Here is a 26,330-nt window from a genome sequence, read left to right as displayed (position 1 = left end):
GCAGGCGGTGCCGCGCCGAGGAGTCAACTGCCGTGTCGGACCCGATGCGCCCCCGCGCTTCTCTCCGTACCGCCGTGGTCTGGGAGGTTCTCAAGGACGCCCTCGACCGCCGCGTCAAGGCCACGGGGCGGGACGTGCTGGACGTCCTCGACACCGGTGGCGGCAGCGGCAACTTCGCGGTGCCCGTCGCCCGCCTCGGTCACCGGGTCACCGTCGTCGACCCCAGCCCGAACGCTCTGTTCGCGCTGGAACGCCGCGCCGCCGAGGCCGGCGTCGCCGACCGGGTGCGGGGCGTCCAGGGCGACGCCCACGGCCTCTTCGACGTGGTGGAGCCGGGGGGCTACGACGTGGTGCTGTGCCACGGCGTCCTGGAGTACGTGGACGACCCCGCCGAGGGCGTACGCAATGTGATCGCCGCGCTACGCCCCGGCGGCGTCCTCAGTCTGCTCGCCGCGGGGCTCGGCGGCGCCGTCCTGGCGCGGGCCCTCGCCGGTCACTTCAAGGAGGCCAGGCAGGCGCTCCAGGACCCGGACGGCCGCTGGGGCGAGGGTGACCCCGTGCCCCACCGCTTCACCGCGGACCAGCTCACCGCGCTCGTCGAGGACGCGGGCCTCGGTGTCGCCGCCGTGCACGGCGTCCGGGTCTTCGCGGACCTCGTGCCCGGAGTGCTGGTGGACACCGAGCCGGGTGCCCTCGACGCACTGCTCAAGCTGGAGGCCGCGGCGGCCGAGGTTCCCGCCTTCCACTCCGTGGCCACGCAACTCCATGTCCTCGGCGAGACCCGGGGTGCGGCCGAGGCCTGAGTCCACCGCCGTTCACGCGCCGTTGATCAGCGGCGAGACGGCGCATGGAGTACGCCACAGGACCTCCTATCGGGCGGTGTGCGCCGTATGATCGAGGGAGACCGCCCGGCATGACGGGTCGGCCACTGGGGAATGGAAGCCTCAGTGAGCCAGGACGGCCATGGCGGGTTCCGGTTGGCCAATTGGCGTAGAGGGGCGGGTTTCAAGGGGGCGATTCCCTGCCTATCCTGAAGGGGACCCCCGGTCGCCCCGGCGACTGCACGATGAGGAGGACTCCGTGCCGCTCTCGGAGCACGAGCAGCGAATGCTCGAGCAGATGGAGCGAGCGCTGTACGCCGAAGATCCCAAGTTCGCGACAGCGCTTGAGGGAAGCGGGCTGCGTACATACACCCGGCGACGGGTCTACCAGGCGGCAGCGGGCTTCCTGGTGGGTATCGCGCTCCTCATGGCCGGAATGGTCGCAAAGCAGATCTGGATCAGCGTGGTGGGCTTCCTCGTCATGCTGGGCTGTGCGGTGCTTGTCGTGACCGGCTGGCGCAAGGTTCCCAAGCCGGGCGAGCAGGGGGCGGCGGGCGCCCGCAGGCAGGTCAGGCAGCGGCGTTCCATGATGGACCGAATCGAACAGCGCTGGCAGCGACGCCGGGACGAACAGGGCCACTAGCCCTCCGGTCCCAAGACGAGACTTCCGCAAGGGGGCGACCACCGACTGGTGGCCGCCCCCTTGCGTATGCCGTTGGCCGTTGGCCGTTGGCCGTTGGCCGTGCGCCGAGGGCCTGGGCCAGGGACAGGACGGTGGCCTGTGCCAGGGACGGACCGGACGGTGGCCTGGGCCTGGGACCGCACCGTGGCCTGGGCCTGGGACCGCTCTGTCCGGGGGCGTGGCCTCGCGGCCGCTTCCGCGAGCCGTCCGCGCCTGGCGCGCGCGGCGTGGGCCCAAAAGGCCCCGCCGACCCCTGCTGCGGAGGCGGACGGCCCTTATGTCACGGGCGCCGTCCGCCTTGAGCAGCCTGGCCGGCGGCGGCGCACCGGCTCTCCGGCAAGGAACGCCTGGATGTCCTCGACGGCGCGCCGTCGGAATCACCGGACCGGCCGCCGTGGCGGCCGCCCACGCCGCTCCGGGTGGCCGCGTCCCCGCCGAGCCGGCCCCGCGTGTGCCGTTGCGGCTGGTGGGGGCCCTAGGCCGCGCCCCTCTCAGCTCTTCCCCCGGGGCAAGCCACCCCCCGGCCTCAGCCGCGCTGCCGGGCGGCTGCCCCCGGCCTCAGCCGCACTGCCGGGCGGCCGCCCCCGGCCTCAGCCGGCGGGCCGCCCTCGCCTCACCCGCTCTCCTGCCCCGACGGGCGGCGCAGCAGGGCGCTCAAGCGGGTTGTCCAGCGGGTCTTGAGGTCCGCCCAGCGGTCGCCGACGGCCCAGACGACGCGCAGGGCGGAGCGCGGTGCCACCACCGCGCGCACCCGGCTTCGCAGGCTGATCCGGGACCGCAGTGCCGCCCGCACCCCGCGCACATCGTCGACGAGACCGGCCTCGGAGCGCGGCTGCGGGGCGAAAAGCACCTGCTCCACGGCTCCGGCCACGCGGTGCACGGCAGCGGCGGCGGGCCCGTCCAGCCGGCCGAGCCGCACGATCCGCTCGGCGGCTCCGCGCGGGGTCAGGGCGTCGTCCGGCACGATGCCGTAGTCCCAGGCCGTGTCCGTGAGCTCGCGCCACACGGCCAGGGTGTGCCCCACGGCCACCTCGGCCGCCCGGCCCGGAGGTCCCTCGCCCGGCAGCAGGGCCACCTCGACGTCACCGGCGTACTGCTCACCGGCCCCGGGTGTCCGGCCTGCCCCGACCGGCAGCAGGCCCGACGACGCGTGCCGCGCGGAGGCCAGCCGCACCGACCGGCTCCGCAGCCGCCACAGCATCGGCGTCAGCGGCACCGCGATCAGAGCCAGCCCCAGCAGCGTCCACCCCGCCACCTGGTACCACGGCGGCCCGCTGTCACCGGCGACCGCCACGGCACCCGAGGACTGGTTCGGGCACGCCTCCAGCTTGTGCATGGCCGCCGAGCAGCTCTCGCTCGCCGACGGACCCGTGGACGGCGCCGTCGTCGACGACAGCGACGGCCGCGGCGGAAGCGGGTTCTCCCCGCTGGGCGTGTCCGCCTGTGTGTACGAGGGGGTCGTTCCCCGGTTGGGGGTCGGCTCGAAGCGGGTCCAGCCGACGCCCTCGAAGTACAGCTCGGGCCATGCGTGCGCGTCCCGCAGCCCCACCGACATGGAACCGTCCGCCTGCGGGGATCCCGGGGTGAAGCCCACGGCGACCCGCGCCGGAATCCCCAGGGTCCGGGCCATCGCGGCCATCGCGAACGAGAAGTGCACGCAGAAGCCCTGCTTGCTCTTCAGGAACCGCGCGATGGCCCCCGGCCCGGTGCCGACCTGGACATCGGTGTTGTAGCTGAACCCGCCGTCGACCGAGAAGTAGTCCTGGAGCCTGACCGCCTGCTCGTAGTGGTTGGTCGACCCCGCGGTCACCTTGCGGGCCGTCTGCCCCACGACCGCCGGCAGTGACGCCGGCACCCTGGTGAACTCGCGCTTCAGCGCGTCCGACGGCTCCGGCGCGGTGGCCAGCTGCTCCGCGGTCGGCTGTACGATCAGACTCTTGACGTCGTACTGAAGGCCACGGGTGCTCTGTCCGTGGTCGCCGACGAGCGTGCGGCCCACCGGCTCGAAGCGCCAGCTGCCCTTGATCTTCACGCTGGTCGCGGGGTACGGCATCGGCAGCCAGTCCTGTGCGTACCAGTCCGCCGCCGAGATCCGTGTCTCGATCTCGGTCCGCCGCACACCGCCCGCGAGGCCGGCCGGAGTGGGGAGCGCGTCCGGCACGGCGGTGATGTGCCGTTGCGCCGGCCGCCAGGTGGTGCCGTCGAAGTCGTCCAGGGCGACGATCCGCAGATACATGTCCTGGGTGTCGTCCGTGTTGGTGCGGTAGGCCATGACCTGGCGGTCCTGGTCCACGTTCAGGCTGTCGCGCAGCGAGACCAGGGGGTTGACCGCGGAGATCGTGTTGCCGTTGCCGAAGCCCGCGCCGACGCCGGTGCCGGTGCCGTCCAGCAGGCCGTTCCTGAGCGAGGGCAGCGCGAGCGGCACCACCAGGGCGACGCCCAGGGCGACCGCGCCGATGCGCCGTCCGGTGCGGACCGGGGCGACCGTGCCGCCCGAGTCCCGGTCCCGGCCGCGCGCGGCGCCGGCGAAGACCCGCCCCCACTGGGAGAGCCGGTCACGGCCCTCGGCCAGCAGCAGCGTCAGATACCCGCTCGCGGCGATGAGGAACCACAGCCAGTCGGCGGCGCCGTCGGAGAGCCCTGCGGCCACCGAGTACAGCGCGAGCAACGGCAGCCCGGCCGGGGCCGCCGCGCGGAACGTCACCGCGAGCGCGTCCACGAGGAGCCCGATGAGCAGCACCCCGCCGACGACCATCAGGCGGATGCCGGGGGTCAGCGGCGCGGGGGTCGCGTACTGCCCCACGTCCTGCGTGCCCGACCGCAGCAGCTCCCCGAAGCGGCGGAAGGCGTCGGGGCCGGGGAGGAAGCCGGCGATGGCCTGACCGTGCGCGAAGATCAGCGTGAGCAGCAGCAGGCCGACGACCGCCTGGCAGGCGATGGTCAGCGGGCGCGCCAGCGGCACCCGCCGGGCCAGTGCCCCCACCCCGGTCTGCACGGCCACCAGGAACGCCGCCTCGAACAGCCAGGTCATCGGGGACACCAGGGGCAGCAGCGCGCACGACGCCGCCAGTGTCGCCGCCGCGGCACACAGCGCCAGCCGGGCCCGCCCGCTCATGACCGTCCCTCCGCACCGCTCACGGCGCCCACGCCCGTGCGCTGCCGGTCCGCCTCGCGCCACAGCTCCGCGATCGATACCCCGCGGGGCACAGCCAGCGCCGTCCAGCCGGCCTCGCGCAGCATCCGCAACCGTTCCCCGGTGGGGTCCGGGGGGCCCGGCACATCGGTCTCCTCGCGTACCCAGGTGGCGCTGTCCAGCAGGAAGGCGAGCGCGCCGCCGCTGCGTCTGCTCATCTTGGCGGCCACCGTGGCCTGCTCCTCGTCCAGGTCGCCGAAGAAGGCGACCAGCAGTCCCTCGTTCCCGCCGCGCAGCACGTCGTACGCGCGGGACAGGCCCGTGCCGTCCGAGTGGTCGATCACGGCGAGCGTGTCCATCATCAGTCCGGCCGCGTCCGCGGACTCCTGGCTCGCGCCCGCGAACCCGTCCGCTCCCTCTCCGGGCACCGAGTTGCCCGTGTCCGTCAACAGCCGGACGGAGAAGCCCCGTTCGAGCATGTGCACCAGCGTGGACGCGGCGCCCGCGACCGCCCACTCGAAGGCCGTGTCCGGTCCGGTGCCCCGGAAGGCGATGCCCCGGGTGTCGAGCAGCACCGTGCACCTGGCCCGCTGCGGCTGTTCCTCCCGGCGCACCATCAGCTCGCCGTAGCGCGCGGTGGAGCGCCAGTGCACCCGGCGCAGATCGTCACCGTGACGGTAGCCGCGCGGGATCACGTCGTCCTCACCGGCCAGCGCCAGCGAGCGCTGCCGCCCGTCGCCGTAGCCCGTCGCCTCGCCCGTGAGCCGTACGGGCGGCAGCGGCTCCACGCGCGGGACGACGGTGAGGGTGTCGTAGGTCGAGAAGGAGCGGGTCAGCTCGCACAGCCCGAAGGGGTCGGTCAGGCGCAGCTGGAGCGGGCCCAGCGGATAGCGTCCCCGCAGATCGGAGCGGACGCGGTAGGACACCTCGCGACGGCCGCCCGGCTCCACCCGGTCCAGCACGAACCGGGGGCGCGGCCCGAGGACGTAGGGCACCCGGTCCTGGAGCATCAGCAGCCCGGTGGGCAGCCGCGAGACGTTGTCCATCCGCAGATGGACGCGGGCCTCGGAGCCGGCGGGAACGCGCCCTGGGGACAGGCGGCGGCTGCCCGCGACCCGGTAGCGGGTGCGGTAGAGCACCGCCGCGCAGACCAGGGGCAGTGCGGCCAGCAGCAGTCCGACCCGGAGCAGATCGGCCTGCCCGAGGACGTAGGCGCAGATCGCGGCCGCGATCCCGGCGGCGAGGAAGGAGCGCCCGCGCGTGGTCAGCCCGGCGAGCGCGGTGCGCAGCCCGCCCTGTTCGTCCCGGCCGCCGGGTGCCGTCCCCCCGTGGGTCATCACAGCCTCCGGGGCGGCTGCTGGCCGTAGCCCCGGCCCAGGGGGAGACCGGACTGCTGAGGTGTCGCGGGCACCGGGGTGCTCTGCAGGATCTCCTGGACGACCTGCTGCGCCGTCCGGCGGTTCAGCTGGGCCTGCGCGGTGGGCAGCAGACGGTGGGCCAGGACCGCCACGGCGAGGGCCTGTACGTCGTCCGGCAGGGCGTACTCCCGGCCGGACAGGGCGGCGGACGCCTTCGCCGCGCGCAGCAGATGCAGGGTGGCGCGCGGCGAGGCGCCGAGTCTGAGATCGGGGTGGGTGCGCGTGGCGGCGACCAGGTCCACCGCGTAGCGCCGGACCGACTCCGCCACATGGACGCCCCGGACGGCCTCGATGAGCTTCACGATCTCGTGCGCGTGCGCCACCGGCTGGAGGTCGTCCAGCGGACTGACGCCACCGTGGATGTCGAGCATCTGCAACTCGGCGTCCGCGCTCGGGTAGCCGATGGAGACACGGGCCATGAAGCGGTCCCGCTGGGCCTCGGGCAGGGGATAGGTGCCCTCCATCTCCACCGGGTTCTGGGTGGCGACCACCATGAACGGGCTGGGCAGCTCGTAGGTCTGGCCGTCGATGGTGACCTGGCGCTCCTCCATCGACTCCAGCAGCGCCGACTGGGTCTTGGGGGAGGCACGGTTGATCTCGTCGCCGATCACGATCTGGGCGAAGATGGCGCCGGGCTTGAACTCGAAGTCCCGGCGCTGCTGGTCCCAGATGGACACGCCTGTGATGTCCGAGGGCAGCAGGTCGGGTGTGAACTGGATGCGCCGCACCGAACAGTCGATGGAGCGCGCCAGCGCCTTCGCGAGCATCGTCTTGCCGACGCCGGGGACATCCTCGATCAGAAGATGTCCCTCGGCGAGCAGCACGGTCAGTGAAAGCCGTACGACCTCGGGCTTGCCCTCGATCACTCCTTCCACCGAACTGCGGACGCGCTCCACAGTGGCGGTCAGATCAGTAAGGCTCGCTCGATCGTCATAGGTCGTCACCCGGCCCTCCTCGGCCCGTACTTTCTCCGGGCCGACGCTCTGCGATGCGGACCGGCCCACCCCGAACACGGACATCACACGGGAATGGTTCCGTGTGACGCCACACCCCGCATTCTTGTGGCCGTTACCGGTTCGTGTCACTCGGCTGTGGATAAGTGGCCGCGGTATGTCGGCCTTACGGCCTTTTTGGCCCACCGGAGCCGGGATTTTTGCTCGAGCGGATGTTCGCGGCGGCGCGGTGACGGGACGGGCCGGCCGCCGGAACGCACCACTACGCCGGGTCGACTTCCCGCAGCAGACCCGTCTTCACGTCGAAGACGAAGCCCCGTACGTCGTCGGTGTGGAGCAGGAACGGCGAGGTGCGCACCCGCTGCATCGACTGCCGGACGTCCTGGTCGACGTCGCGGAAGGCCTCCACCGCCCAGGCGGGCCGCTGGCCGACCTCCATCTCCAGCTCGTGCCGGAACTCCTCGGTCAGGGACTCCAGACCGCAGCCGGTGTGGTGGATCAGGACGACGCTGCGGGTGCCGAGCGCCCGCTGGCTGATGGTGAGGGAGCGGATCACGTCGTCGGTGACGACGCCGCCCGCGTTGCGGATGGTGTGACAGTCGCCCAGCTTCAGGCCGAGTGCGGCGTGCAGGTCGAGCCGGGCGTCCATGCAGGCCACGACCGCGACCTGGAGCACGGGACGGGCGTCCATCCCGGGATCCGTGAACGCGGCGGCATAGCGCTGGTTGGCCTCCACGAGTCGTTGGGTAACGGTGCCGTCTATGGCGCCTTCGGGGCCGGTGGGTACGGATGCGGAAGTCGTCATACCCATGACGTTACTGGTCACAGCCGGTCCAGGCCTGCTGTGAGAGCGGACAAAGAACGACAGCGCAGCTTGTTGTGACGTACCCCACACGGGGGTGAGACCTCTGCCGGACGGGTGAAGAGCGATGTGCCGCCCACCGTGGCGGGCCGGACGGGCGACGCGCAGGCCGGTTGATTGACCGCAAGACAGGGTGGACTAAAGTGACGCGAAGTGGGAGGCGAGACGCTCTCCCCACGGACTGTTCACCCAGGAGACGCCGGCCGCGCGCCGGTTTCTCCCCGCGTGCGCGGCGCGTACGTATGGCTCGGCCTCCTCCCGCTCCCGGTCGGCTGACGCTTCCGGCGCCGGCAGGCACTCTTCACGGGGGCCTCCCCAGCGCCGTCTGGAGGAGGGCGGCCGGCCGTCCGTGCGGACCGGCGCGCCGGATATGAGAGGCCCCCTTGAGCAAGAGTCGACACGTGCCCGTCATGCTCCGGCAGTGTCTGGACATGCTGGCCCCGGCCCTCGCCGAGCCGGGGGCCGTCGTGGTCGACTGCACCCTCGGACTCGGCGGCCACAGCGAGGCGCTGCTGACGCGGTTCCCCGAGGCACGGCTCGTGGCACTCGACCGCGACAAGGAGGCGCTGCGCCTGTCCGGGGAACGGCTCGCCCCCTTCGGGGAACGCGCCACTCTGGTGCACGCCGTCTACGACGAACTCCCCGCCGTGCTCGCCCGCCTGGGCCTCGCGCGCGTGCAGGGAGTGCTCTTCGACCTCGGCGTCTCCTCCATGCAACTCGACGAGGCGGAGCGCGGGTTCGCGTACGCGCAGGACGCCCCGCTCGACATGCGCATGGACCAGACGGCGGGAGTCAGCGCCGCCGAGGTCCTCAACACCTACCCGCCGGGCGAACTGGTCAGGATCCTGCGGGCGTACGGCGAGGAGAAGCAGGCGAAGCGGATCGTGGCCGCGATCGTGCGCGAGCGCGAGAAAGAGCCGTTCACCACCAGCGCGCGCCTCGTGGAGCTGATCCGGGACGCGCTGCCGCAGGCCGCCAAGCGGACCGGCGGCAACCCGGCCAAGCGCACCTTCCAGGCGCTGCGCATCGAGGTCAACGGCGAACTCGCCGTCCTGGAGAGGGCGATCCCCGCGGCCGTGAAGGCCCTCGCCGTCGGCGGCCGGATCGCCGTGCTGTCGTACCACTCGCTCGAGGACCGTCTCGTCAAGCAGGTGTTCGCGGCAGGCGCCGCGACCACCGCGCCTCCCGGGCTCCCGGTCGTCCCCGAACACCACCAGCCCCGGCTCAAGCTCCTCACGCGCGGTGCCGAACTTCCCACCGAGGAGGAGGTCGCCGAGAACCGCCGCGCGGCCCCCGCGCGTCTGCGGGGCGCCGAGCGCATCCGCGAGGACGCCGAGTGAGCCCGACGGAAGCCGAGTGAGCCCGACGGAAGCCGAGTGGGCCTGACGAAAGGGGTGGGCGAGTGAACAGAGCAGGCCGTGTGAGCGGGGATCCCGAACTCAGGGGGAGGGCCGCCCGGCTCGCGCGCCTCATCCCGGCCGGCGGTGGCGGCGCCGCCGCCGCCCGTACCCCCTTCGTGCTGCTCGTCGTCCTGCTGCTCGGCGGCGGGCTCATCGGACTCCTCTTGCTGAACTCCGCTCTCAGCGAGGGCGCGTTCCGGCTCGACGACCTGCAACGGCAGACCAAGAGCCTCACCGACGAGGAACAGGCCCTCCAGCGGGACGTGGACGCCTACGCGGCCCCGGACGCCCTCCAGCGCCGCGCCCGGGAACTCGGCATGGTCCCCGGCGGCGACCCCGCGTTCCTCAACCCCGACGGCACCGTCAAGGGCGTTCCCTCCGCCGCCGCCCAGCAGCCCGCGGCGAACACCGCCGCGCCGCGCCCGCCCGAGGTACTCAGCCCCTATCCGGACCCCACGGCGCCGTCGTCCCCGGCCGCCCCCGTGCGACCCGCCCCGAGCGCCCCGGCGCAGCCGTCCCCGGCCTCCCCCTCGGCGGCCGGCTCCGCGACCGCGCCCTCCACCCCGCCCGCACACCCCTCCCCGACCCCCGGCAGGTGACGGAAGTGTCCGACAGGGAACCGCCGCGCCGCCGCGTGCCCGGCCCCTCCCGGCCCGTACGCCCCGACGCCCGGCGCCGCCCCGCCCCAGGCGCCCGCCCCGGCCCAGGCGCCCGCCCCGCGCGCCGCCCGGCCCCGGCCCGAGGCCCCGCTCCCCGCGGCATCCGGCTGGCCAGCCCCCGCCCCCGGCTGCGCCTGGTCGGTGTCGCCCTGACCCTGGTGATGCTGGCCTTCGTCGTACGACTGCTCCAGGTGCAGGCCGTGGACGCGAGCGCGTACGCGGCCAAGGCCGACCAGAACCGCTATGTGGGCCGCACCCTGGCGGCCGTACGCGGCGAGATCACCGACCGCGGCGGAGTCGAGCTGGCGACCAGCGTGGACGCGTACGACATCACCGCCGACCCCACGCTGTTCACTCCGGAAGCCACCAAGACGCCGGACGCCCCCGCGCAGGCGGCCGCGCTCCTCGCCCCGATCCTCGGCCAGGACACCGCCGCCCTCACCGCGAAGCTGAAGACCCCGCACACCCGCTACGTCCTGCTGGCCCACCGCCAGACCCCGCAGGTCTGGAACCAGATCAAGGACCTGAAGAACACGCTCGCGGCCAAGGCCGGGACCGACCGGAACACGGTCAACGTGCTCGCCGGCGTCCTGGCCGAGCCCACCAGCAAGCGCGTCTATCCGAACGGTGATCTCGCCGCCGGGATACTGGGCTGGGTCAACGCCGACGGCAAGGGCGGGGGCGGTGTCGAGCAGCAGCTGAACAAGGAACTGGCCGGCAGGGACGGCAAGATCCGCTACGCCCAGTCCGGCGGCCGGCTGGTGCCGACCGCGGGCTCCGCCGAGACCCCCGCCGTGGCCGGCACCGATGTGGAGCTCACCATCGACCGCGACATCCAGTGGGCCGCCCAGAACGCCATCACCGAGCAGGTGAGGAAGTCCAAGGCGGACCGCGGCTATGTGGTGGTGCAGGACACCCGCACCGGCCAGATCCTGGCCATGGCGAACTCACCCGGCTTCGACCCGAACGACCTCTCCAGGGCGAGCCCGGCGGCGCTCGGCAACGCGGCCCTCCAGGACGCGTACGAGCCCGGCTCGACCGCCAAGGTCATGACGATGGCCGCCGTGCTCCAGGAGAACGCCGCCACCCCCATGACCCATGTGACGGTGCCCAACCGGCTGCACCGCGGCGACCGGCTGTTCGCGGACGACATCGACCACGCGACCTGGTACCTCACGCTCAACGGCGTGCTGGCCAAGTCCAGCAACATCGGCACCATCCTGGCGGCCGGCCAGCTCGGCAAGACCCAGGAGGCCGCCAACCGGGTCCTCTACTCGTACCTGCGCAAATTCGGCGTCGGGGAGCCCACCGGACTCGGGTTCCCGGGCGAGACGAAGGGCATCCTGGCGCCGCCCGGCAAGTGGTCGACGTCCCAGCAGTACACGATTCCTTTCGGCCAGGGCGTGTCGATCAACGCGGTGCAGGCCGCGTCCGTCTACTCCACCATCGCCAACGGAGGCGTGCGCGTCGAACCCACCCTGGTGCGCGGCACCAAGGGCCCGGACGGCCGCTTCACACCGGCCCCGAAACCCGAGGAGACCAGGGTCGTCAGCGCGAAGACGGCGAAGACCCTCGCCGAGATGCTGGAGTCCGTCGTGGACGACGAGCAGGGCACGGGCATCAAGGCGCGCATCCCGGGGTACCGGGTCGCGGGCAAGACGGGTACGGCCAACCGCGTGGATCCGGCCACCGGCAGATACCGCGGATACACGTCCTCCTTCGCCGGGTTCGCTCCCGCGGACAACCCACGCGTCACCGTCTACTGCGCCATCCAGAACGCCACCAAGGGCAGCTACTTCGGCGGCCAGATCTGCGGCCCCATCTTCAAGCAGGTCATGGAGTTCTCCCTGAAGACCCTCCAGGTCCCACCCACCGGGGCCGAGGCCGCGAACCTCCCCGTCACGTTCACCCCGTGACCAGCACCACGGAAAAGACCGATCAGGAACCAGCTCGTGACAACGATCACTCCGGACCCCGGGAACCACCCCCCGGCCCCGCCCCCGTCCTCGCCGGACCGCGCTGAGCGCGGGCTCCTTTTTAGCCCCGGCGGGGGTACGCCCGGTACGCTCACCGCCGTGCCACACGCTGATCAGTCCCAAACCACCCAGAAGGCCGTTTCCGTGACATACCCGGGACCGCCGCGACCGGTTCACGTCTCCGCCGTACCCCTCGCGGAGCTGGCCGATCAGCTGGATGTCACCGCCCCGGAGCCCCCGGCCGGCGCCGTCGAGGTCACGGGCATCACCCATGACTCGCGCGCCGTCCGCCCCGGTGACCTGTACGCGGCCCTGCCCGGGGCGCGCCTGCACGGCGCCGACTTCGTCACCCAGGCGGCAAGCCTCGGCGCGGCGGCCGTGCTGACCGACCCGACGGGCGCCGAGCGTGCCGCCGCCACCGGGCTGCCGGTCCTGGTGGCCGACGACCCGCGCGCCCGCATGGGCGATCTGGCGGCCACGATCTACGGCCATCCGGGCCGGGACCTGCTCCAGGTCGGCATCACCGGCACCTCCGGCAAGACCACGACCGCGTACCTCGTCGAGGGCGGTCTGCGCACGGCCCGCTCCACCGGACTGATCGGCACCGTCGAGATGCGCATCGGCGACGAGCGCATCAAGTCCGAGCGCACCACCCCCGAGGCCACCGATCTGCAGGCCCTGTTCGCGGTCATGCGCGAGCGCGGGGTCGAGGCCGTCGCCATGGAGGTCTCCAGCCATGCGCTGGTCCTCGGCCGCGTCGACGGCTGTGTCTTCGACATCGCCGTCTTCACCAACCTCAGCCCGGAACACATGGAGTTCCACTCCGGCATGGAGGACTACTACCAGGCCAAGGCGCAGCTGTTCACCGAGCGGCGCAGCCGGCGCGGCGTGGTGAACCTCGATGACGAGTACGGCCGCCGGCTGGTGAAGGAGTCCGGCGTCCCGGTCGTCACCTTCTCGGCCGAGGGCCACCCGGACGCCGACTGGCGTGCCGAGGACGTGCGGATCGGCCCGATGGACGCCACGTTCACGGCGATAGGCCCCAAGGAGCAGCGGATCGCGGCGCGGTCGCCGCTGCCCGGTCCCTTCAACGTGGCGAACACCCTCGCCGCGATCGTCGCCCTCGCCGAGGCCGGCCTGGACCCGCAGACCGCCGCCGACGGCGTCGCCGCCGTGCCGGGCGTCCCCGGGCGCCTGGAGCGCGTGGACGCCGGGCAGCCCTACCTCGCGGTCGTGGACTACGCCCACAAGACCGACGCCGTGGAGTCCGTGCTGCGGGCCCTGCGCAAGGTCACCGAGGGCAGGCTGCACGTGGTGCTCGGCTGCGGCGGCGACCGGGACACCACCAAGCGCGCCCCGATGGGGGCCGCCGCCGCCCGGCTCGCGGACACGGCGGTGCTGACCTCCGACAACCCCCGCTCCGAGGATCCCCTGGCGATCCTCGCCACCATGCTCCAGGGAGCGGCCTCCGTGCCCGCGCACGAACGCGGTGAGGTGCAGGTCTTCGAGGACCGGGCCGCCGCCATCGCCGCCGCCGTGTCCCGCGCGCGGCCCGGGGACACCGTGCTGGTCGCGGGCAAGGGCCATGAGCAGGGCCAGGACATCGCCGGGGTGGTCCGTCCGTTCGACGACCGCCAGGTGCTTCGCGAAGCTATCCAGCAGACCCAGGGATGAACTTGTGATCGCCCTCTCCCTCGCCGAGATCGCAGAAGTCGTCGGCGGGCAGACGCATGACATACCGGATCCGTCCGTCCAGGTCACCGGGCCCGTCGTCCGGGACTCCCGCGAGGTGGAGCCCGGCGCTCTCTTCGTCGCCTTCGTCGGCGAACGCGTGGACGGGCACGACTTCGCCGACGCGGTCGTGCGGGCGGGTGCCGTCGCCGTGCTGGCGTCCCGCCCCGTCGGCGTGCCCGCGATCGTCGTGGACGACGTCCAGACCGCCCTCGGCGCCCTCGCCCGCCATGTCGTCCGGCGGCTCGGGGCGACCCTCGTGGCCCTGACCGGTTCCGCGGGCAAGACCAGCACCAAGGACCTCATCGCCCAGGTGCTCCAGCACAAGGCGCCGACCGTGTGGACGCCCGGCTCGCTCAACAACGAGATCGGGCTGCCGCTGACCGCCCTCAGCGCCACCGAGGAGACCAGGTTCCTCGTCCTGGAGATGGGCGCCCGCGGCATCGGCCACATCCGCTACCTCACCGGCCTGACCCCGCCGAGGATCGGCCTGGTGCTCAACGTGGGCACCGCCCACATCGGCGAGTTCGGCGGCCGGGAGCAGATCGCACTGGCCAAGGGCGAATTGGTCGAGAGCCTGCCCGCCAAGGACGAGGGCGGCGTCGCGGTCCTCAACGCCGACGATCCGCTCGTACGCGCCATGGCCTCCCGGACGAAGGCGAAGGTGATCCTTTTCGGAGAGTCCGACGAAGCGGACGTACGCGCCGAGAATGTGCGACTCACGGACGGTGGACAACCGGCCTTCAGCCTTCACACACCCTCCGGGTGCGGCGATGTGACCATGCGCCTGTACGGTGAGCACCACGTGTCGAACGCGCTCGCCGCGGCCGCCGTCGCCCATGAGCTGGGCATGTCTGCGCAAGAGATCGCCACCGCGCTCTCCGAGGCGGGCTCCCTCTCCCGCTGGCGTATGGAGGTCACCGAGCGCCCGGACGGCGTGACGATCGTCAACGACGCCTACAACGCCAATCCCGAGTCCATGCGGGCCGCCCTGCGCGCGCTGGCAGCCATGGGCAAGGGACGGCGGACCTGGGCGGTGCTCGGCAAGATGGCCGAGCTCGGGGACGAGGCGCTCGCCGAGCACGACGCGGTCGGACGGCTCGCCGTCCGGCTCAACGTCAGCAAGCTCGTCGCGGTCGGGGGCAGGGAAGCGTCCTGGCTGCAACTGGGCGCATACAACGAGGGTTCGTGGGGTGAGGAGTCGGTGCACGTGTCCGACGCACAGGCGGCGGTCGACCTGTTGCGCAGCGAGTTGCGCCCGGGAGACGTCGTACTCGTGAAGGCGTCCCGGTCGGTCGGGCTCGAGAGCGTGGCGCAGGCGCTGCTCGAGACCGGTGCCGAGGGTGAGGTTGCCGCCCGATGATGAAGCAGATCCTGTTCGCAGGAGTCATTGGTCTGTTCCTCACCCTGATCGGCACTCCGCTGCTGATCAAGTTGCTCGCCCGCAAGGGCTACGGCCAGTACATCCGTGACGACGGACCGCGCGAGCACGCCAGCAAGCGCGGTACGCCGACCATGGGTGGCATCGCGTTCATCCTGGCGACGATCGCCGCGTACTTCCTGTCCAAGGTGATCACGGGCAAACCGCCGACCTTCTCCGGTGTGCTGGTGCTCGGCCTGATGGGCGGCATGGGCCTGGTCGGCTTCCTCGACGACTACATCAAGATCGTCAAGCGGCGCTCGCTCGGTCTGCGGGCCAAGGCGAAGATGGCCGGCCAGCTGATCGTCGGCATCGCCTTCGCCGTGCTGGCCCTGCAGTTCGCCGACGCCCGCGGCAACACCCCGGCCTCCACCAAGCTGTCCTTCGTGCAGGACTTCGGCTGGACCATCGGCCCGGTGCTCTTCGTGGTCTGGGCCATCTTCATGATCCTCGCCATGTCGAACGGCGTGAATCTCACCGACGGTCTCGACGGCCTGGCCACCGGCGCCTCCGTGCTCGTCTTCGGCGCCTACACGTTCATCGGCGTCTGGCAGTTCCAGGAGTCCTGCGCCAACGCGCAGACCCTGACCAACCCGGCCGCCTGCTACGAGGTACGAGATCCGCTCGACCTGGCGGTGGTCTCCTCCGCGCTGATGGGCGCCTGCCTCGGCTTCCTGTGGTGGAACACCTCGCCCGCCAAGATCTTCATGGGCGACACCGGATCGCTGGCCCTCGGCGGCGCGCTCGCCGGTCTCGCGATCTGCTCCCGCACCGAGCTGCTGCTCGCGCTGCTCGGCGGTCTCTTCGTCCTGATCACCATGTCGGTGGTCATCCAGGTCGGCTCGTTCCGGCTGACCGGTAAGCGGGTCTTCCGGATGGCGCCGCTCCAGCACCACTTCGAACTCAAGGGCTGGTCCGAAGTCCTCGTCGTGGTCCGTTTCTGGATCATTCAGGGCATTTGCGTCATTGTGGGACTCGGCATCTTCTACGCGGGATGGGCAGCGGAAAAGTGACCGACTGGCAGGGGAAGCGCGTCACCGTCGCCGGGCTCGGCGTCTCCGGCGTCCCGGCGGCCAAGGTGCTGCACGGGCTCGGCGCCCGCGTGACCGTCGTCAACGACGGCGACGACGAGCGCGCCCGGGCGCAGGCCGCGGAGCTTTCGGCGCTCGGCATCACCGTGCGCCTCGGCGACGGAGCGACCCTGCCGGAAGGCACCGAGCTGATCGTCACGGCGCCCGGCTGGAAGCCCGACAAGCCGCTGTTCACCGCCGCGGCCGAGGCGGGCGTCCCGGTCTGGGGCGATGTCGAGCTGGCCTGGCGGCTGCGCGGCCCGGACGCCGCTCCCTGGCTCGCGGTCACGGGCACCAACGGCAAGACCACGACCGTGCAGATGCTCGCCTCCATCCTCAAGGCCGCGGGCCTGCGCACGGCCGCCGTAGGCAACATCGGGGTCTCGCTGCTGGACGCCGTCCTCGGCGAGGAGCAGTACGACGTCCTGGCCGTGGAGTTGTCGAGCTACCAGCTCCACTGGGCGCCGTCGCCGCGCGCCCACTCCGCCGTGGTGCTCAACCTGGCGCCCGACCATCTCGACTGGCACGGCTCCATGGAGGCGTACGCCGCCGACAAGGGCCGTGTCTACGAGGGCAATCGGGTCGCCTGTGTCTACAACGCCGCCGACAAGGCGACCGAGGACCTGGTGCGCGAGGCGGACGTCGAGGAGGGCTGCCGGGCCATCGGTTTCACGCTCGGTACGCCCGGCCCCTCCCAACTCGGCGTCGTGGACGGCATCCTGGTCGACCGCGCCTTCGTCGAGAACCGGCAGAAGAACGCCCAGGAGCTGGCCGAGGTCTCCGATGTGAACCCGCCGGCCCCGCACAACGTCGCCAACGCCCTTGCCGCCGCGGCCCTCGCGCGCGCCTTCGGGGTGCCCGCCCACGCCGTGCGGGACGGTCTGCGGTCCTTCACCCCGGACGCGCACCGCATCGCGCATGTGGCGGACGTGGACGGGGTCGCCTACATCGACGACTCCAAGGCCACCAACACGCATGCCGCCGAAGCCTCGTTGGCGGCGTACGAGTCCATCGTGTGGATCGCGGGCGGACTCGCCAAGGGCGCCACCTTCGACGAACTGGTCGCGGGCGCGGCGAAGCGGCTTCGGGGCGTGGTGCTCCTCGGCGCGGACCGTGAGCTGATCCGTGAAGCCCTTGCGCGACACGCGCCGGAAGTACCCGTCGTCGACCTCGAACGGACCGACACTGGGGCGATGCGCGCGGCTGTGCGGGAGGCGCGACGGCTGGCCGGCCCCGGCGACACGGTGCTGCTGGCACCGGCCTGTGCCTCCATGGACATGTTCGCCAACTACAACAAGCGCGGCGACGCCTTCGCGGAGGCGGTTCGCGAACTCGGCGCCACCGGCGCCTGACGGCGGGGCTCGGCCACGGCGGGTGCTTCGGGACCCTTGGAGGGACGCGTGACTCGGAAGCGGCCGGGGCATCGCCCGCGGCGTTCCGCCGCCGGTGCGGTGCCGTGCGGGTCCGTCCCCGGGTCCCGGGAGGCCCCGGCGGGACGCGCTCCCACGGCAGGGAAGTGAGCCTCGATGTCAAGCAGCCGTACGAGCCGTCCGCCCGCCCAGCGCACCTCCAGGCGGCCCTCCGCCGCCCGCACCACCCGGCGTGAGAGTCCCGTCACCCGGCTCGTCACGCGGGCCCGTCGCGCCTGGGACCGGCCGCTCACCGCGTACTACCTGATCCTCGGCGGCAGTCTGCTGATCACCGTGCTGGGCCTGGTGATGGTCTACTCGGCCTCGCAGATCACCGCGTTGCAGATGTCGCTGCCCGGGTCGTACTTCTTCCGCAAGCAGTTCCTCGCGGCCTCTCTCGGCGCCCTGCTGCTGCTCCTCGCGTCGCGGATGCCGGTGAAGCTGCACCGGGCGCTGGCCTACCCGATCCTCGCGGGAGGCGTCTTCCTGCTGGTCCTGGTGCAGGTGCCGGGGATAGGAGTGGCGGTCAACGGCAACCAGAACTGGATCTCCCTCGGCGGCTCCTTCCAGATCCAGCCCAGTGAGTTCGGCAAGCTCGCCCTGGTGCTGTGGGGAGCCGATCTGCTCGCCCGCAAACAGGACAAGCGGCTGCTCACACAGTGGAAGCACATGCTGGTGCCGCTGGTCCCCGTGACCTTCATGCTGCTCGGGCTGATCATGCTCGGCGGGGACATGGGTACGACGATCATCCTGACCGCGATCCTGTTCGGTCTGCTGTGGCTGGCGGGGGCGCCCACCCGGCTGTTCGCCGGGGTGCTGACCGTCGCCATGGTGCTCGCCGCCATCGCCATCGAGACCAGTCCGCACCGCTTGAACCGGCTCGCCTGCATCGGCGCCACCGACCCCGGACCGAACGACATCTGCTGGCAGGGCGTGCACGGCATCTATGCGCTCGCGTCCGGCGGAATCTTCGGTTCCGGACTGGGTGCCAGTGTGGAAAAATGGGGTCAACTGCCCGAAGCGCACACCGACTTCATCTTCGCCGTCACCGGTGAGGAACTGGGTCTCGCGGGGACACTGTCGGTGCTCGCCCTCTTCGCGGCTCTAGGCTATGCGGGTATCCGCGTGGCCGGACGCACGGAGGACCCCTTCGTGAGGTATGCCGCGGGAGGCGTGACGACCTGGATCACCGCACAGGCGGTGGTCAACATCGGTGCGGTGCTCGGTCTGCTGCCGATCGCCGGCGTCCCGCTCCCGCTGTTCTCCTACGGAGGATCCGCCCTGCTGCCGACCATGTTCGCCATCGGGCTGCTGATCGCCTTCGCGCGCGACGAACCCGGTGCGCGGGCGGCGCTTGCGATGCGGCAACCTCGCTTTGGTAGAAAGCGGGCGGGAGGCTCCGGGTCTGACCGGGGGCCTCGGAGATGGAACACGATGCGACGGCGTGCCTCCGCGGCGCGCTCGTCCGGAGAGCGGTGAATTTCGGTGCATGTCGTACTCGCCGGTGGGGGGACCGCCGGCCACATCGAGCCCGCGCTCGCCCTCGCGGACGCCCTGCGCAGGCAGGATCCGACCGTGGGGATCACGGCCCTGGGCACGGAGCGCGGCCTGGAGACCCGGCTCGTACCCGAGCGGGGCTATGAGCTCGCGCTGATCCCCGCCGTCCCCCTGCCACGCAAGCCGACCCCCGAGCTGATCACCGTTCCCGGGCGGCTGCGCGGCACGATCAAGGCGGCCGAGCAGATTCTCGAGCGCACCAAGGCGGACGTCGTCGTCGGCTTCGGCGGCTATGTGGCGCTGCCCGGCTATCTGGCCGCCAAGCGCCTCGGCGTGCCGATCGTGATCCACGAGGCCAACGCCCGGCCCGGCCTGGCCAACAAGATCGGCTCGCGGTACGCGGCCCAGGTCGCCGTCTCCACGCCGGACAGCAAGCTGCGCGACGCCCGCTACATCGGCATCCCGCTGCGCCGCTCCATCGCCACCCTGGACCGCGCCGCCGTGCGCCCCGAGGCCCGCGCCGCCTTCGGGCTCGACCCGAACCTGCCGACGCTGCTGGTCTCCGGCGGTTCGCAGGGCGCCCGCCGGCTCAACGAGGTGGTCCAGCAGGTCGCCCCGTACCTCCAGCAGTCCGGTATCCAGATCCTGCACGCGGTCGGCCCGAAGAACGAACTGCCGCAGGTGCACCAGATGCCGGGGATGCCCCCCTATGTGCCGGTACCGTATGTGGACCGGATGGACCTCGCGTACGCCGCGGCCGACATGATGCTCTGCCGCGCGGGCGCGATGACCGTCGCCGAGCTGTCCGCCGTCGGGCTCCCGGCCGCCTATGTCCCGCTGCCGATCGGCAACGGTGAACAGCGGCTGAACGCTCAGCCGGTGGTCAAGGCCGGGGGCGGACTGCTGGTCGACGACGCGGAGCTGACGCCCGACTGGGTCCAGCAGAACGTGCTGCCCGTGCTGGCCGATCCGCATCGGCTGTACCAGATGTCCCGTGCCGCCAGCGAGTTCGGCCGCCGGGACGCCGACGAGCTGCTCGTCGGCATGGTCTACGAGGCGATCGCCTCGGCACGGGCCGCCCGCTGATCCGGGGTACGTGAGGGGCGAGTGAGCCCAAGGGGTATGTGAACGCCCCGGAGGCCGACACGGCCAGGAAGAGGAGGGCGCGTGGCCGGACCGAGGACCGCCGAGCGTGACAGGCGGCAGCAACGGGAGTCCGGCCCGCCCTTTCCGCCCCGTCTCGGGCGACTCCGTCGCCTTCGTATGCTCATCATCCTTTTGGTTCTGCTGCTGTTGGCGGGCGGCGGCTCCATCTGGCTGCTGTACGGCTCCTCGTGGCTGCGTGTGCAGCGGGTCTCCGTCTCCGGGACGCGGGTGCTGACCCCGGCGCAGGTGCGCGGGGCGGCCGGCGTGCGGCTCGGCGCGCCGCTGATCTCCCTCGACACCGGTGCGATCGAGGCGCGTCTGCGCCGTCGGCTGCCCCGGATCGACACCGTGGACGCCGTCCGTTCCTGGCCCCACGGAATCGCACTGAACGTGACGGAGCGTACTCCGGTCCTCCTCATCCGGGACGGTGCGAAGTATGTCGAAGTGGACCGGGAGGGCATGCGGTTCGCGACGGTGGCACAGGCCCCGAAGGGGGTCCCCGCGCTGGAACTCGCCCCGCCCCCGTCGTCCGGCCCCAGGCGCTTCGGCACCGACCGGCTGGTGCGCGAGGCGGTCCACGTGGCCCAGGCCGTCCCGGCCGCCGTCGCCCGCCAGACCCGCACCGTGAAGGTTCGTACCTTCGACTCCATCTCCCTGGAGTTGGGTGACGGCCGGACCGTGCTGTGGGGCAGTGGCGAGAAGGGCCGTGCGAAGGCGGTGACTCTGACCGCACTGATGAAAGCCGCGCCCCGCGCCCGGCACTTCGACGTCAGTGTTCCCACCGCCCCTGCGTCATCGGGGAGTTGACGCACATCAGCGCAGGCCAGCACCCTGGTTGGGCACTGCTACGGCTGATCACATAGGGTGAAAAGAAAAACGGGAGGTTCGGCGTGTTCGTTGAACGCGCGCCACTTGTCGACTTAGTGTCCTGTTCGGAAGAGTCCAAGGAACAGACACACTGGTAACCCTAAACTTCAGGGTGAGGGTTCGGGTCGGCGTTCGGACCGTCCCATTCGGCATCTGCCGTCGGACCGCGGGGCACCCGTGGGCGACGGCAACGTAATTCGAGGCGAGAGGCCTTCGACGTGGCAGCACCGCAGAACTACCTCGCAGTCATCAAGGTCATCGGTGTCGGCGGCGGTGGTGTCAATGCCATCAACCGGATGATCGAGGTCGGTCTCAAGGGCGTCGAGTTCATCGCCATCAACACCGACGCGCAAGCTCTGTTGATGAGCGACGCCGACGTCAAGCTCGACGTCGGCCGCGAACTCACCCGCGGACTCGGTGCCGGCGCCAATCCGGCCGTCGGCCGCAAGGCCGCCGAGGACCACCGCGAGGAGATCGAGGAGGTCCTCAAGGGGGCCGACATGGTCTTCGTGACGGCCGGTGAAGGCGGCGGCACCGGCACCGGCGGCGCGCCCGTCGTGGCCAACATCGCGCGCTCCCTCGGCGCCCTCACCATCGGTGTGGTCACGCGCCCGTTCACCTTCGAGGGACGCCGCCGTGCCAACCAGGCCGAGGACGGCATCGCCGAGCTGCGCGAAGAGGTCGACACCCTCATCGTCATCCCGAACGACCGGCTGCTGTCCATCTCGGACCGCCAGGTCTCCGTGCTCGACGCCTTCAAGTCGGCGGACCAGGTCCTGCTCTCCGGCGTCCAGGGCATCACCGACCTGATCACCACCCCCGGCCTGATCAACCTGGACTTCGCCGACGTCAAGTCCGTGATGTCGGAGGCCGGTTCCGCCCTCATGGGCATCGGCTCGGCCCGCGGTGACGACCGCGCGGTGGCCGCGGCCGAGATGGCGATCTCCTCGCCGCTGCTGGAGGCGTCCATCGACGGCGCCCGCGGTGTGCTGCTGTCCATCTCCGGCGGCTCCGATCTCGGCCTCTTCGAGATCAACGAAGCCGCGCAGCTGGTGAGCGAGGCAGCCCACCCCGAGGCCAACATCATCTTCGGCGCCGTGATCGATGACGCCCTCGGCGACGAGGTGCGGGTCACCGTGATCGCCGCCGGCTTCGACGGCGGCCAGCCGCCGGCCAAGCGGGAGAACGTCCTCGGCTCGTCCTCGGCGCGGCGCGAGGAGCCCGCGCCGGCGCGTCCCGCCGAGAGCCGCCCGTCCTTCGGCTCGCTCGGCAGCGTCACGCCGAAGGAGGCGCCGGAGCCCGCCCCGGAGCCGGTGAGCGAGCTGCCGGTCACTCCGACGCCGATCCCGCCGTCCCGCACCTACTCGGACAGCGCGGCGGAGGAGCTGGACGTGCCGGACTTCCTCAAGTGATAGGACAGCGCGACACCGCGAGCGGCGCGCACTTCGCCTTCACCGACCGGTGGGGCGGGGTGAGCGCCGCTCCGTACGAGGAGCTCAATCTCGGCGGCGCGGTCGGCGACGCCCCCGAGGCCGTGCGCACCAACCGGGAACTGGCCGCGAGGTCGCTGGGCCTGGACCCCGCTCGCGTGGTCTGGATGAACCAGGTGCACGGCCCGGACGTGGCCGTGGTCGAGGAGCCGTGGGGCCCGAGGCCGGCGCCGGAGGTCGACGCGCTCGTCACCGCCCGGCGCGGCCTCGCGCTCGCCGTGCTCACCGCCGACTGCACGCCCGTCCTGCTGGCCGACCCCGTCGCCGGGGTCGTGGCCGCCGTCCACGCGGGCCGGCCCGGCATGGTGGCCGGGGTGGTCCCCGCCGCCGTCCGCGCGATGATGGACCTGGGCGCCAAGCCGTCCCGGATCCTCGCCCGCACGGGGCCCGCGGTCTGCGGCCGGTGCTACGAGGTACCGGACATGATGCGCGCCGAGGTGGCCGCCGTCGAGCCGGCGGCGCACGCCGAGACGAGCTGGGGCACTCCCGCGGTCGATGTGACCGCCGGCGTGCACGCGCAGCTCGAACGGCTCGGGGTGTGCGACCGGGCGCAGTCGCCGGTGTGCACGCGCGAGTCGGGCGACCACTTCTCGTACCGCCGCGACCGGACCACGGGCCGGCTCGCGGGCTATGTCTGGCTGGACTGATGGGGCATGAGGGATCGTAAGCAGCAAATCTCCGCAAACCTCGCGAAGGTCGAGGGGCGCATCGCGGCCGCCTGCCGGGCCGCCGGGCGCAAGCGGGAGGAGGTGACCCTGATCGTGGTCACCAAGACCTATCCCGCCGACGATGTGCGGATTCTGTCGGAACTCGGTGTCCGTGACGTCGCCGAGAACCGTGACCAGGACGCGGCGCCCAAGGCGGCCGCATGCTCGGATCTGCCGCTTACCTGGCATTTTGTCGGTCAGTTGCAGACCAATAAGGTGCGATCTGTGGTCGGTTATGCAGATTTCGTGCAGTCCGTCGATCGATCGCGGCTCGTCACGGCGCTGTCGAAGGAGGCCGTGCGCGCCGGGCGCGAGGTCGGCTGCCTCATCCAGGTCGCGCTGGACGCGGGCGAGGGCGGACGGGGCGAGCGGGGAGGTGTGGCGCCCGACGGAATCGAAGAGTTGGGCGATCTCGTCGCGAGCGCCCCGGGGCTGCGGCTGGACGGACTGATGACCGTCGCGCCGCTCACCGGGGAGTACGCGGAGCGTCAACGGGCGGCGTTCGAGCGGTTGATGGATTTGTCGACCGCCCTGCGCCGGGCCCATCCGGCTGCAACCATGGTCTCGGCAGGAATGAGTGCGGACCTCGAACAGGCCGTGGCTGCCGGGGCGACACATGTGCGCGTCGGCACTGCGGTACTCGGAGTCCGCCCCGGGCTCGGGTAACGTCGCCAAGAAGTCGGACCACAGCAGAAAATATGGTCATTACCGCTGATAGGCGGGCGAAACGACCTCGTGGATCGCGGGCACTTGGCGGTCGTCAGCCGATCCACCACAGAGCGGAGGACTCAGAGCATGGCCGGCGCGATGCGCAAGATGGCGGTCTACCTCGGCCTCGTGGAGGACGATGGGTACGACGGCCGGGGATTCGATCCCGACGACGACTTCGAGCCCGAGCTCGACCCGGAACCGGAGCGGGACCACCGGCGGCACGAGCCGCCCCGCCCGTCACACCAGACGCTTCAGCCCCAACGGGAAGAATCGGTACGAGTGGTTCAGCCGCCGGCGCAGCGCGATCCGGTGTCCCATTCCCCGTCGCTGCCCGCGGAATCCGGGCGTCCCGCCCGGATCGCGCCCGTGGCATCCATCACACAAGAACGCCAGAGCCTGGAGAAGAACGCACCGGTGATCATGCCCAAGGTCGTGTCCGAACGAGAGCCGTACCGGATCACCACGCTTCACCCCCGGACCTACAACGAGGCCCGTACCATCGGAGAACACTTCCGTGAGGGCACGCCGGTGATCATGAATCTGACTGAGATGGACGACACAGATGCGAAGCGACTTGTCGACTTTGCGGCCGGTTTGGTGTTTGGTCTTCATGGCAGCATCGAGCGGGTGACGCAGAAGGTGTTCCTGTTGTCTCCTGCTAACGTCGATGTCACGGCGGAGGACAAGGCCCGCATCGCAGAGGGCGGGTTCTTCAACCAGAGCTGAGACGCACGACCGGAAGAGCACGGAACAGGGGAGAGGGAAGCACGGATCATGGGCGTGTTCCTGGAGGTTGTCTACATCGCGCTGATGTGCTTCCTCGTCGTGCTTATCTTCCGGTTGGTCATGGACTACGTGTTCCAGTTCGCCCGCTCGTGGCAACCCGGCAAGGCGATGGTGGTCGTTCTGGAGGCCACCTACACTGTCACCGATCCACCGTTGAAGCTTCTGCGGCGGTTCATCCCGCCGCTGCGTCTCGGGGGCGTGGCGCTCGACCTGTCCTTCTTCGTACTGATGATCATCGTCTACATCCTGATCTCCATCGTGGGCAATCTCGCGAGGTGAATGTGGACGATACGGTCTTGCCGACTGCCGATGACTACGTTGAGGTGAAGAGATGCCGTTGACCCCCGAGGACGTGCGGAACAAGCAGTTCACGACCGTCCGCCTCCGAGAAGGCTATGACGAGGACGAGGTCGATGCCTTCCTCGACGAGGTCGAAGCCGAACTGACCCGTCTGCTCCGCGAGAACGAGGACCTGCGCGCCAAGCTGGCCGCAGCGACGCGTGCCGCCGCGCAGAACCAGCAGAACATGCGCAAGCCTCCGGAGCCGCAGGACCAGGGCCAGGGGATGCCTCAGCAGGGCATGCGTGGTCCGGGCGCTCCCGTACCCGCCGGGATATCAGGTCCGCCGCAGCAGCAGATGGGTGGCCCCATGGGCGGCCCGCCCCAGCTGCCGAGCGGTGCCCCGCAGCTGCCTGCCGGCCCCGGCGGCGGTCAGGGTGGTCCCCAGGGGCCCGGCCCGATGGGTCAGGGTCCGATGGGTCAGGGTCCGATGGGTCAGGGTCCGATGGGTCAGGGTCCGATGGGTCAGGGTCCGATGGGCCAGGGGCCGATGGGTCAGGGGCCGATGGGCGGCCCGATGCAGCAGCCGATGGGTGGCCCCATGGGCGGCCCGATGGGCGGCCCCATGGGCGGTCCGGGCATGCCCGGTCAGGGTCCCGGTGGCGACAGCGCCGCGCGCGTTCTCTCGCTCGCCCAGCAGACCGCCGACCAGGCGATCGCCGAGGCCCGCTCCGAGGCCAACAAGATCGTCGGTGAGGCCCGCAGCCGCGCCGAGGGTCTGGAGCGCGACGCCCGTGCCAAGGCCGACGCCCTGGAGCGGGACGCGCAGGAGAAGCACCGTGTGGCAATGGGCTCCCTGGAGTCCGCCCGCGCCACGCTGGAGCGCAAGGTCGAGGACCTGCGCGGCTTCGAGCGCGAGTACCGCACTCGTCTGAAGTCCTACCTGGAGTCCCAGCTGCGCCAGTTGGAGACCCAGGCCGACGACTCGCTGGCCCCGTCGCGCACCCCGGCCACGGCGTCCCTGCCGTCGCCGTCGGCGCCGTCGATGGCTCCGGCGGGCGCGAGCGCCCCGTCGTACGGCGGCAACCAGACGATGGGTGGCGCCCAGGCTCCCTCCGCTCCGTCCTACGGCGGTCAGCAGCAGATGTCCCCGGCGATGACGCAGCCGATGGCTCCGGTGCGTCCGCAGGGCCCCTCGCCGATGGGTCAGGCCCCCTCGCCTATGCGCGGTTTCCTCATCGACGAGGACGACAACTGACGTCCATGCGTCAGCCATAGGTGTCGGCAGCTTTTCAGGGCGGGGCCCCGGATCG

General features: G+C 71.5%; 22 protein-coding genes. 18 read left to right on the top strand and 4 right to left on the bottom strand.

Annotated elements, in window-relative coordinates:
* Nucleotides 1-32 precede the first annotated feature (32 nt).
* Together ACIP94_RS01655 and ACIP94_RS01650 are read left to right on the top strand one after the other, a co-directional pair.
* A complete protein-coding gene (locus ACIP94_RS01655; protein WP_402418021.1) occupies nt 33-803 on the top strand; it encodes a methyltransferase in 771 nt (256 codons plus the stop codon).
* Between the two features lie 277 nt (nt 804-1,080).
* On the top strand, nt 1,081-1,464 hold the full coding sequence (locus ACIP94_RS01650; protein WP_402418020.1) for a DUF3040 domain-containing protein: 384 nt from the start codon (nt 1,081-1,083) through the stop codon (nt 1,462-1,464).
* A 652-nt stretch (nt 1,465-2,116) separates the two neighbouring features.
* On the opposite strand, the gene ACIP94_RS01645 is transcribed toward ACIP94_RS01650, so the two are convergent.
* From ACIP94_RS01645 to ACIP94_RS01630, 4 genes are all read right to left on the bottom strand, one after another.
* Nucleotides 2,117-4,618, bottom strand: coding sequence for a transglutaminaseTgpA domain-containing protein (locus tag ACIP94_RS01645; protein WP_402418018.1), 2,502 nt, complete (start codon nt 4,616-4,618; stop codon nt 2,117-2,119).
* On the bottom strand, nt 4,615-5,973 hold the full coding sequence (locus tag ACIP94_RS01640; RefSeq protein ID WP_402418016.1) for a DUF58 domain-containing protein: 1,359 nt from the start codon (nt 5,971-5,973) through the stop codon (nt 4,615-4,617). Before ACIP94_RS01640 ends, ACIP94_RS01645 begins: the two co-directional genes overlap by 4 nt.
* A complete protein-coding gene (locus ACIP94_RS01635) occupies nt 5,973-6,998 on the bottom strand; it encodes an AAA family ATPase (RefSeq protein WP_402418015.1) in 1,026 nt (341 codons plus the stop codon). Before ACIP94_RS01635 ends, ACIP94_RS01640 begins: the two co-directional genes overlap by 1 nt.
* A gap of 271 nt (nt 6,999-7,269) precedes the next feature.
* The gene (locus ACIP94_RS01630) at nt 7,270-7,812 is read right to left on the bottom strand and encodes a beta-class carbonic anhydrase (protein WP_402418014.1); all 543 of its coding nucleotides are present in this window, start codon (nt 7,810-7,812) and stop codon (nt 7,270-7,272) included.
* Nucleotides 7,813-8,252: 440 nt separating this feature from the next.
* Between ACIP94_RS01630 and rsmH the strand changes: the two genes are divergently transcribed.
* The 16 genes from rsmH to ACIP94_RS01550 all read left to right on the top strand — a co-directional run bounded on the left by rsmH (nt 8,253) and on the right by ACIP94_RS01550 (nt 26,275).
* Nucleotides 8,253-9,209 (top strand): 16S rRNA (cytosine(1402)-N(4))-methyltransferase RsmH, encoded by a 957-nt coding sequence (gene rsmH, locus ACIP94_RS01625; protein WP_402418012.1) that lies wholly within the window; start codon nt 8,253-8,255, stop codon nt 9,207-9,209.
* Nucleotides 9,210-9,289: 80 nt separating this feature from the next.
* On the top strand, nt 9,290-9,868 hold the full coding sequence (locus tag ACIP94_RS01620) for a septum formation initiator family protein (RefSeq protein ID WP_402418010.1): 579 nt from the start codon (nt 9,290-9,292) through the stop codon (nt 9,866-9,868).
* A 5-nt stretch (nt 9,869-9,873) separates the two neighbouring features.
* The gene (locus tag ACIP94_RS01615; protein ID WP_402418008.1) at nt 9,874-11,844 is read left to right on the top strand and encodes a peptidoglycan D,D-transpeptidase FtsI family protein; all 1,971 of its coding nucleotides are present in this window, start codon (nt 9,874-9,876) and stop codon (nt 11,842-11,844) included.
* Nucleotides 11,845-12,048: 204 nt separating this feature from the next.
* Nucleotides 12,049-13,578 (top strand): UDP-N-acetylmuramoyl-L-alanyl-D-glutamate--2,6-diaminopimelate ligase, encoded by a 1,530-nt coding sequence (locus ACIP94_RS01610; RefSeq protein ID WP_402418006.1) that lies wholly within the window; start codon nt 12,049-12,051, stop codon nt 13,576-13,578.
* 4 nt (nt 13,579-13,582) lie between these two features.
* Nucleotides 13,583-14,998: a UDP-N-acetylmuramoyl-tripeptide--D-alanyl-D-alanine ligase gene (gene murF / locus ACIP94_RS01605; protein WP_402418004.1), complete on the top strand. Its 1,416-nt coding sequence runs from the start codon at nt 13,583-13,585 to the stop codon at nt 14,996-14,998.
* Nucleotides 14,995-16,068, top strand: a complete 1,074-nt coding sequence (gene mraY, locus ACIP94_RS01600) for a phospho-N-acetylmuramoyl-pentapeptide-transferase (protein ID WP_402418002.1) — start codon at nt 14,995-14,997, stop codon at nt 16,066-16,068. Before murF ends, mraY begins: the two co-directional genes overlap by 4 nt.
* A complete protein-coding gene (murD, locus tag ACIP94_RS01595; protein WP_402418001.1) occupies nt 16,050-17,477 on the top strand; it encodes a UDP-N-acetylmuramoyl-L-alanine--D-glutamate ligase in 1,428 nt (475 codons plus the stop codon). Before mraY ends, murD begins: the two co-directional genes overlap by 19 nt.
* A 174-nt stretch (nt 17,478-17,651) precedes the next feature.
* Nucleotides 17,652-19,013 carry a putative lipid II flippase FtsW gene (gene ftsW / locus ACIP94_RS01590; protein WP_402417999.1) on the top strand — a complete coding sequence of 454 codons (1,362 nt, stop codon included), beginning with the start codon at nt 17,652-17,654 and terminating at the stop codon, nt 19,011-19,013.
* A gap of 6 nt (nt 19,014-19,019) precedes the next feature.
* Entirely contained in the window at nt 19,020-20,117 is a 1,098-nt protein-coding gene (gene murG / locus ACIP94_RS01585; protein WP_402417997.1) for an undecaprenyldiphospho-muramoylpentapeptide beta-N-acetylglucosaminyltransferase, read from the top strand.
* 81 nt (nt 20,118-20,198) lie between these two features.
* Nucleotides 20,199-20,984 carry a cell division protein FtsQ/DivIB gene (locus ACIP94_RS01580; RefSeq protein ID WP_402417995.1) on the top strand — a complete coding sequence of 262 codons (786 nt, stop codon included), beginning with the start codon at nt 20,199-20,201 and terminating at the stop codon, nt 20,982-20,984.
* Between the two features lie 278 nt (nt 20,985-21,262).
* On the top strand, nt 21,263-22,456 hold the full coding sequence (ftsZ, locus tag ACIP94_RS01575; RefSeq protein WP_402417994.1) for a cell division protein FtsZ: 1,194 nt from the start codon (nt 21,263-21,265) through the stop codon (nt 22,454-22,456).
* Nucleotides 22,453-23,181, top strand: a complete 729-nt coding sequence (gene pgeF, locus ACIP94_RS01570; RefSeq protein ID WP_402417992.1) for a peptidoglycan editing factor PgeF — start codon at nt 22,453-22,455, stop codon at nt 23,179-23,181. Before ftsZ ends, pgeF begins: the two co-directional genes overlap by 4 nt.
* Before the next feature lie 6 nt (nt 23,182-23,187).
* Nucleotides 23,188-23,907 (top strand): YggS family pyridoxal phosphate-dependent enzyme, encoded by a 720-nt coding sequence (locus ACIP94_RS01565; RefSeq protein WP_402417991.1) that lies wholly within the window; start codon nt 23,188-23,190, stop codon nt 23,905-23,907.
* Between the two features lie 129 nt (nt 23,908-24,036).
* Nucleotides 24,037-24,678 (top strand): cell division protein SepF, encoded by a 642-nt coding sequence (locus tag ACIP94_RS01560; protein WP_402417990.1) that lies wholly within the window; start codon nt 24,037-24,039, stop codon nt 24,676-24,678.
* Between the two features lie 48 nt (nt 24,679-24,726).
* Nucleotides 24,727-25,017, top strand: coding sequence for a YggT family protein (locus ACIP94_RS01555; RefSeq protein WP_234515022.1), 291 nt, complete (start codon nt 24,727-24,729; stop codon nt 25,015-25,017).
* A gap of 52 nt (nt 25,018-25,069) precedes the next feature.
* Entirely contained in the window at nt 25,070-26,275 is a 1,206-nt protein-coding gene (locus ACIP94_RS01550) for a DivIVA domain-containing protein (protein ID WP_402417988.1), read from the top strand.
* Nucleotides 26,276-26,330 lie beyond the last annotated feature (55 nt).

Origin of the sequence: Streptomyces sp. NPDC093261 (assembly GCF_044753645.1) — a bacterium.
Taxonomy (GTDB): Bacteria; Actinomycetota; Actinomycetes; order Streptomycetales; family Streptomycetaceae; genus Streptomyces.
Note: the sequence above shows the minus strand (reverse complement) of the source record. Positions and strands in the feature narration are given on the sequence as shown.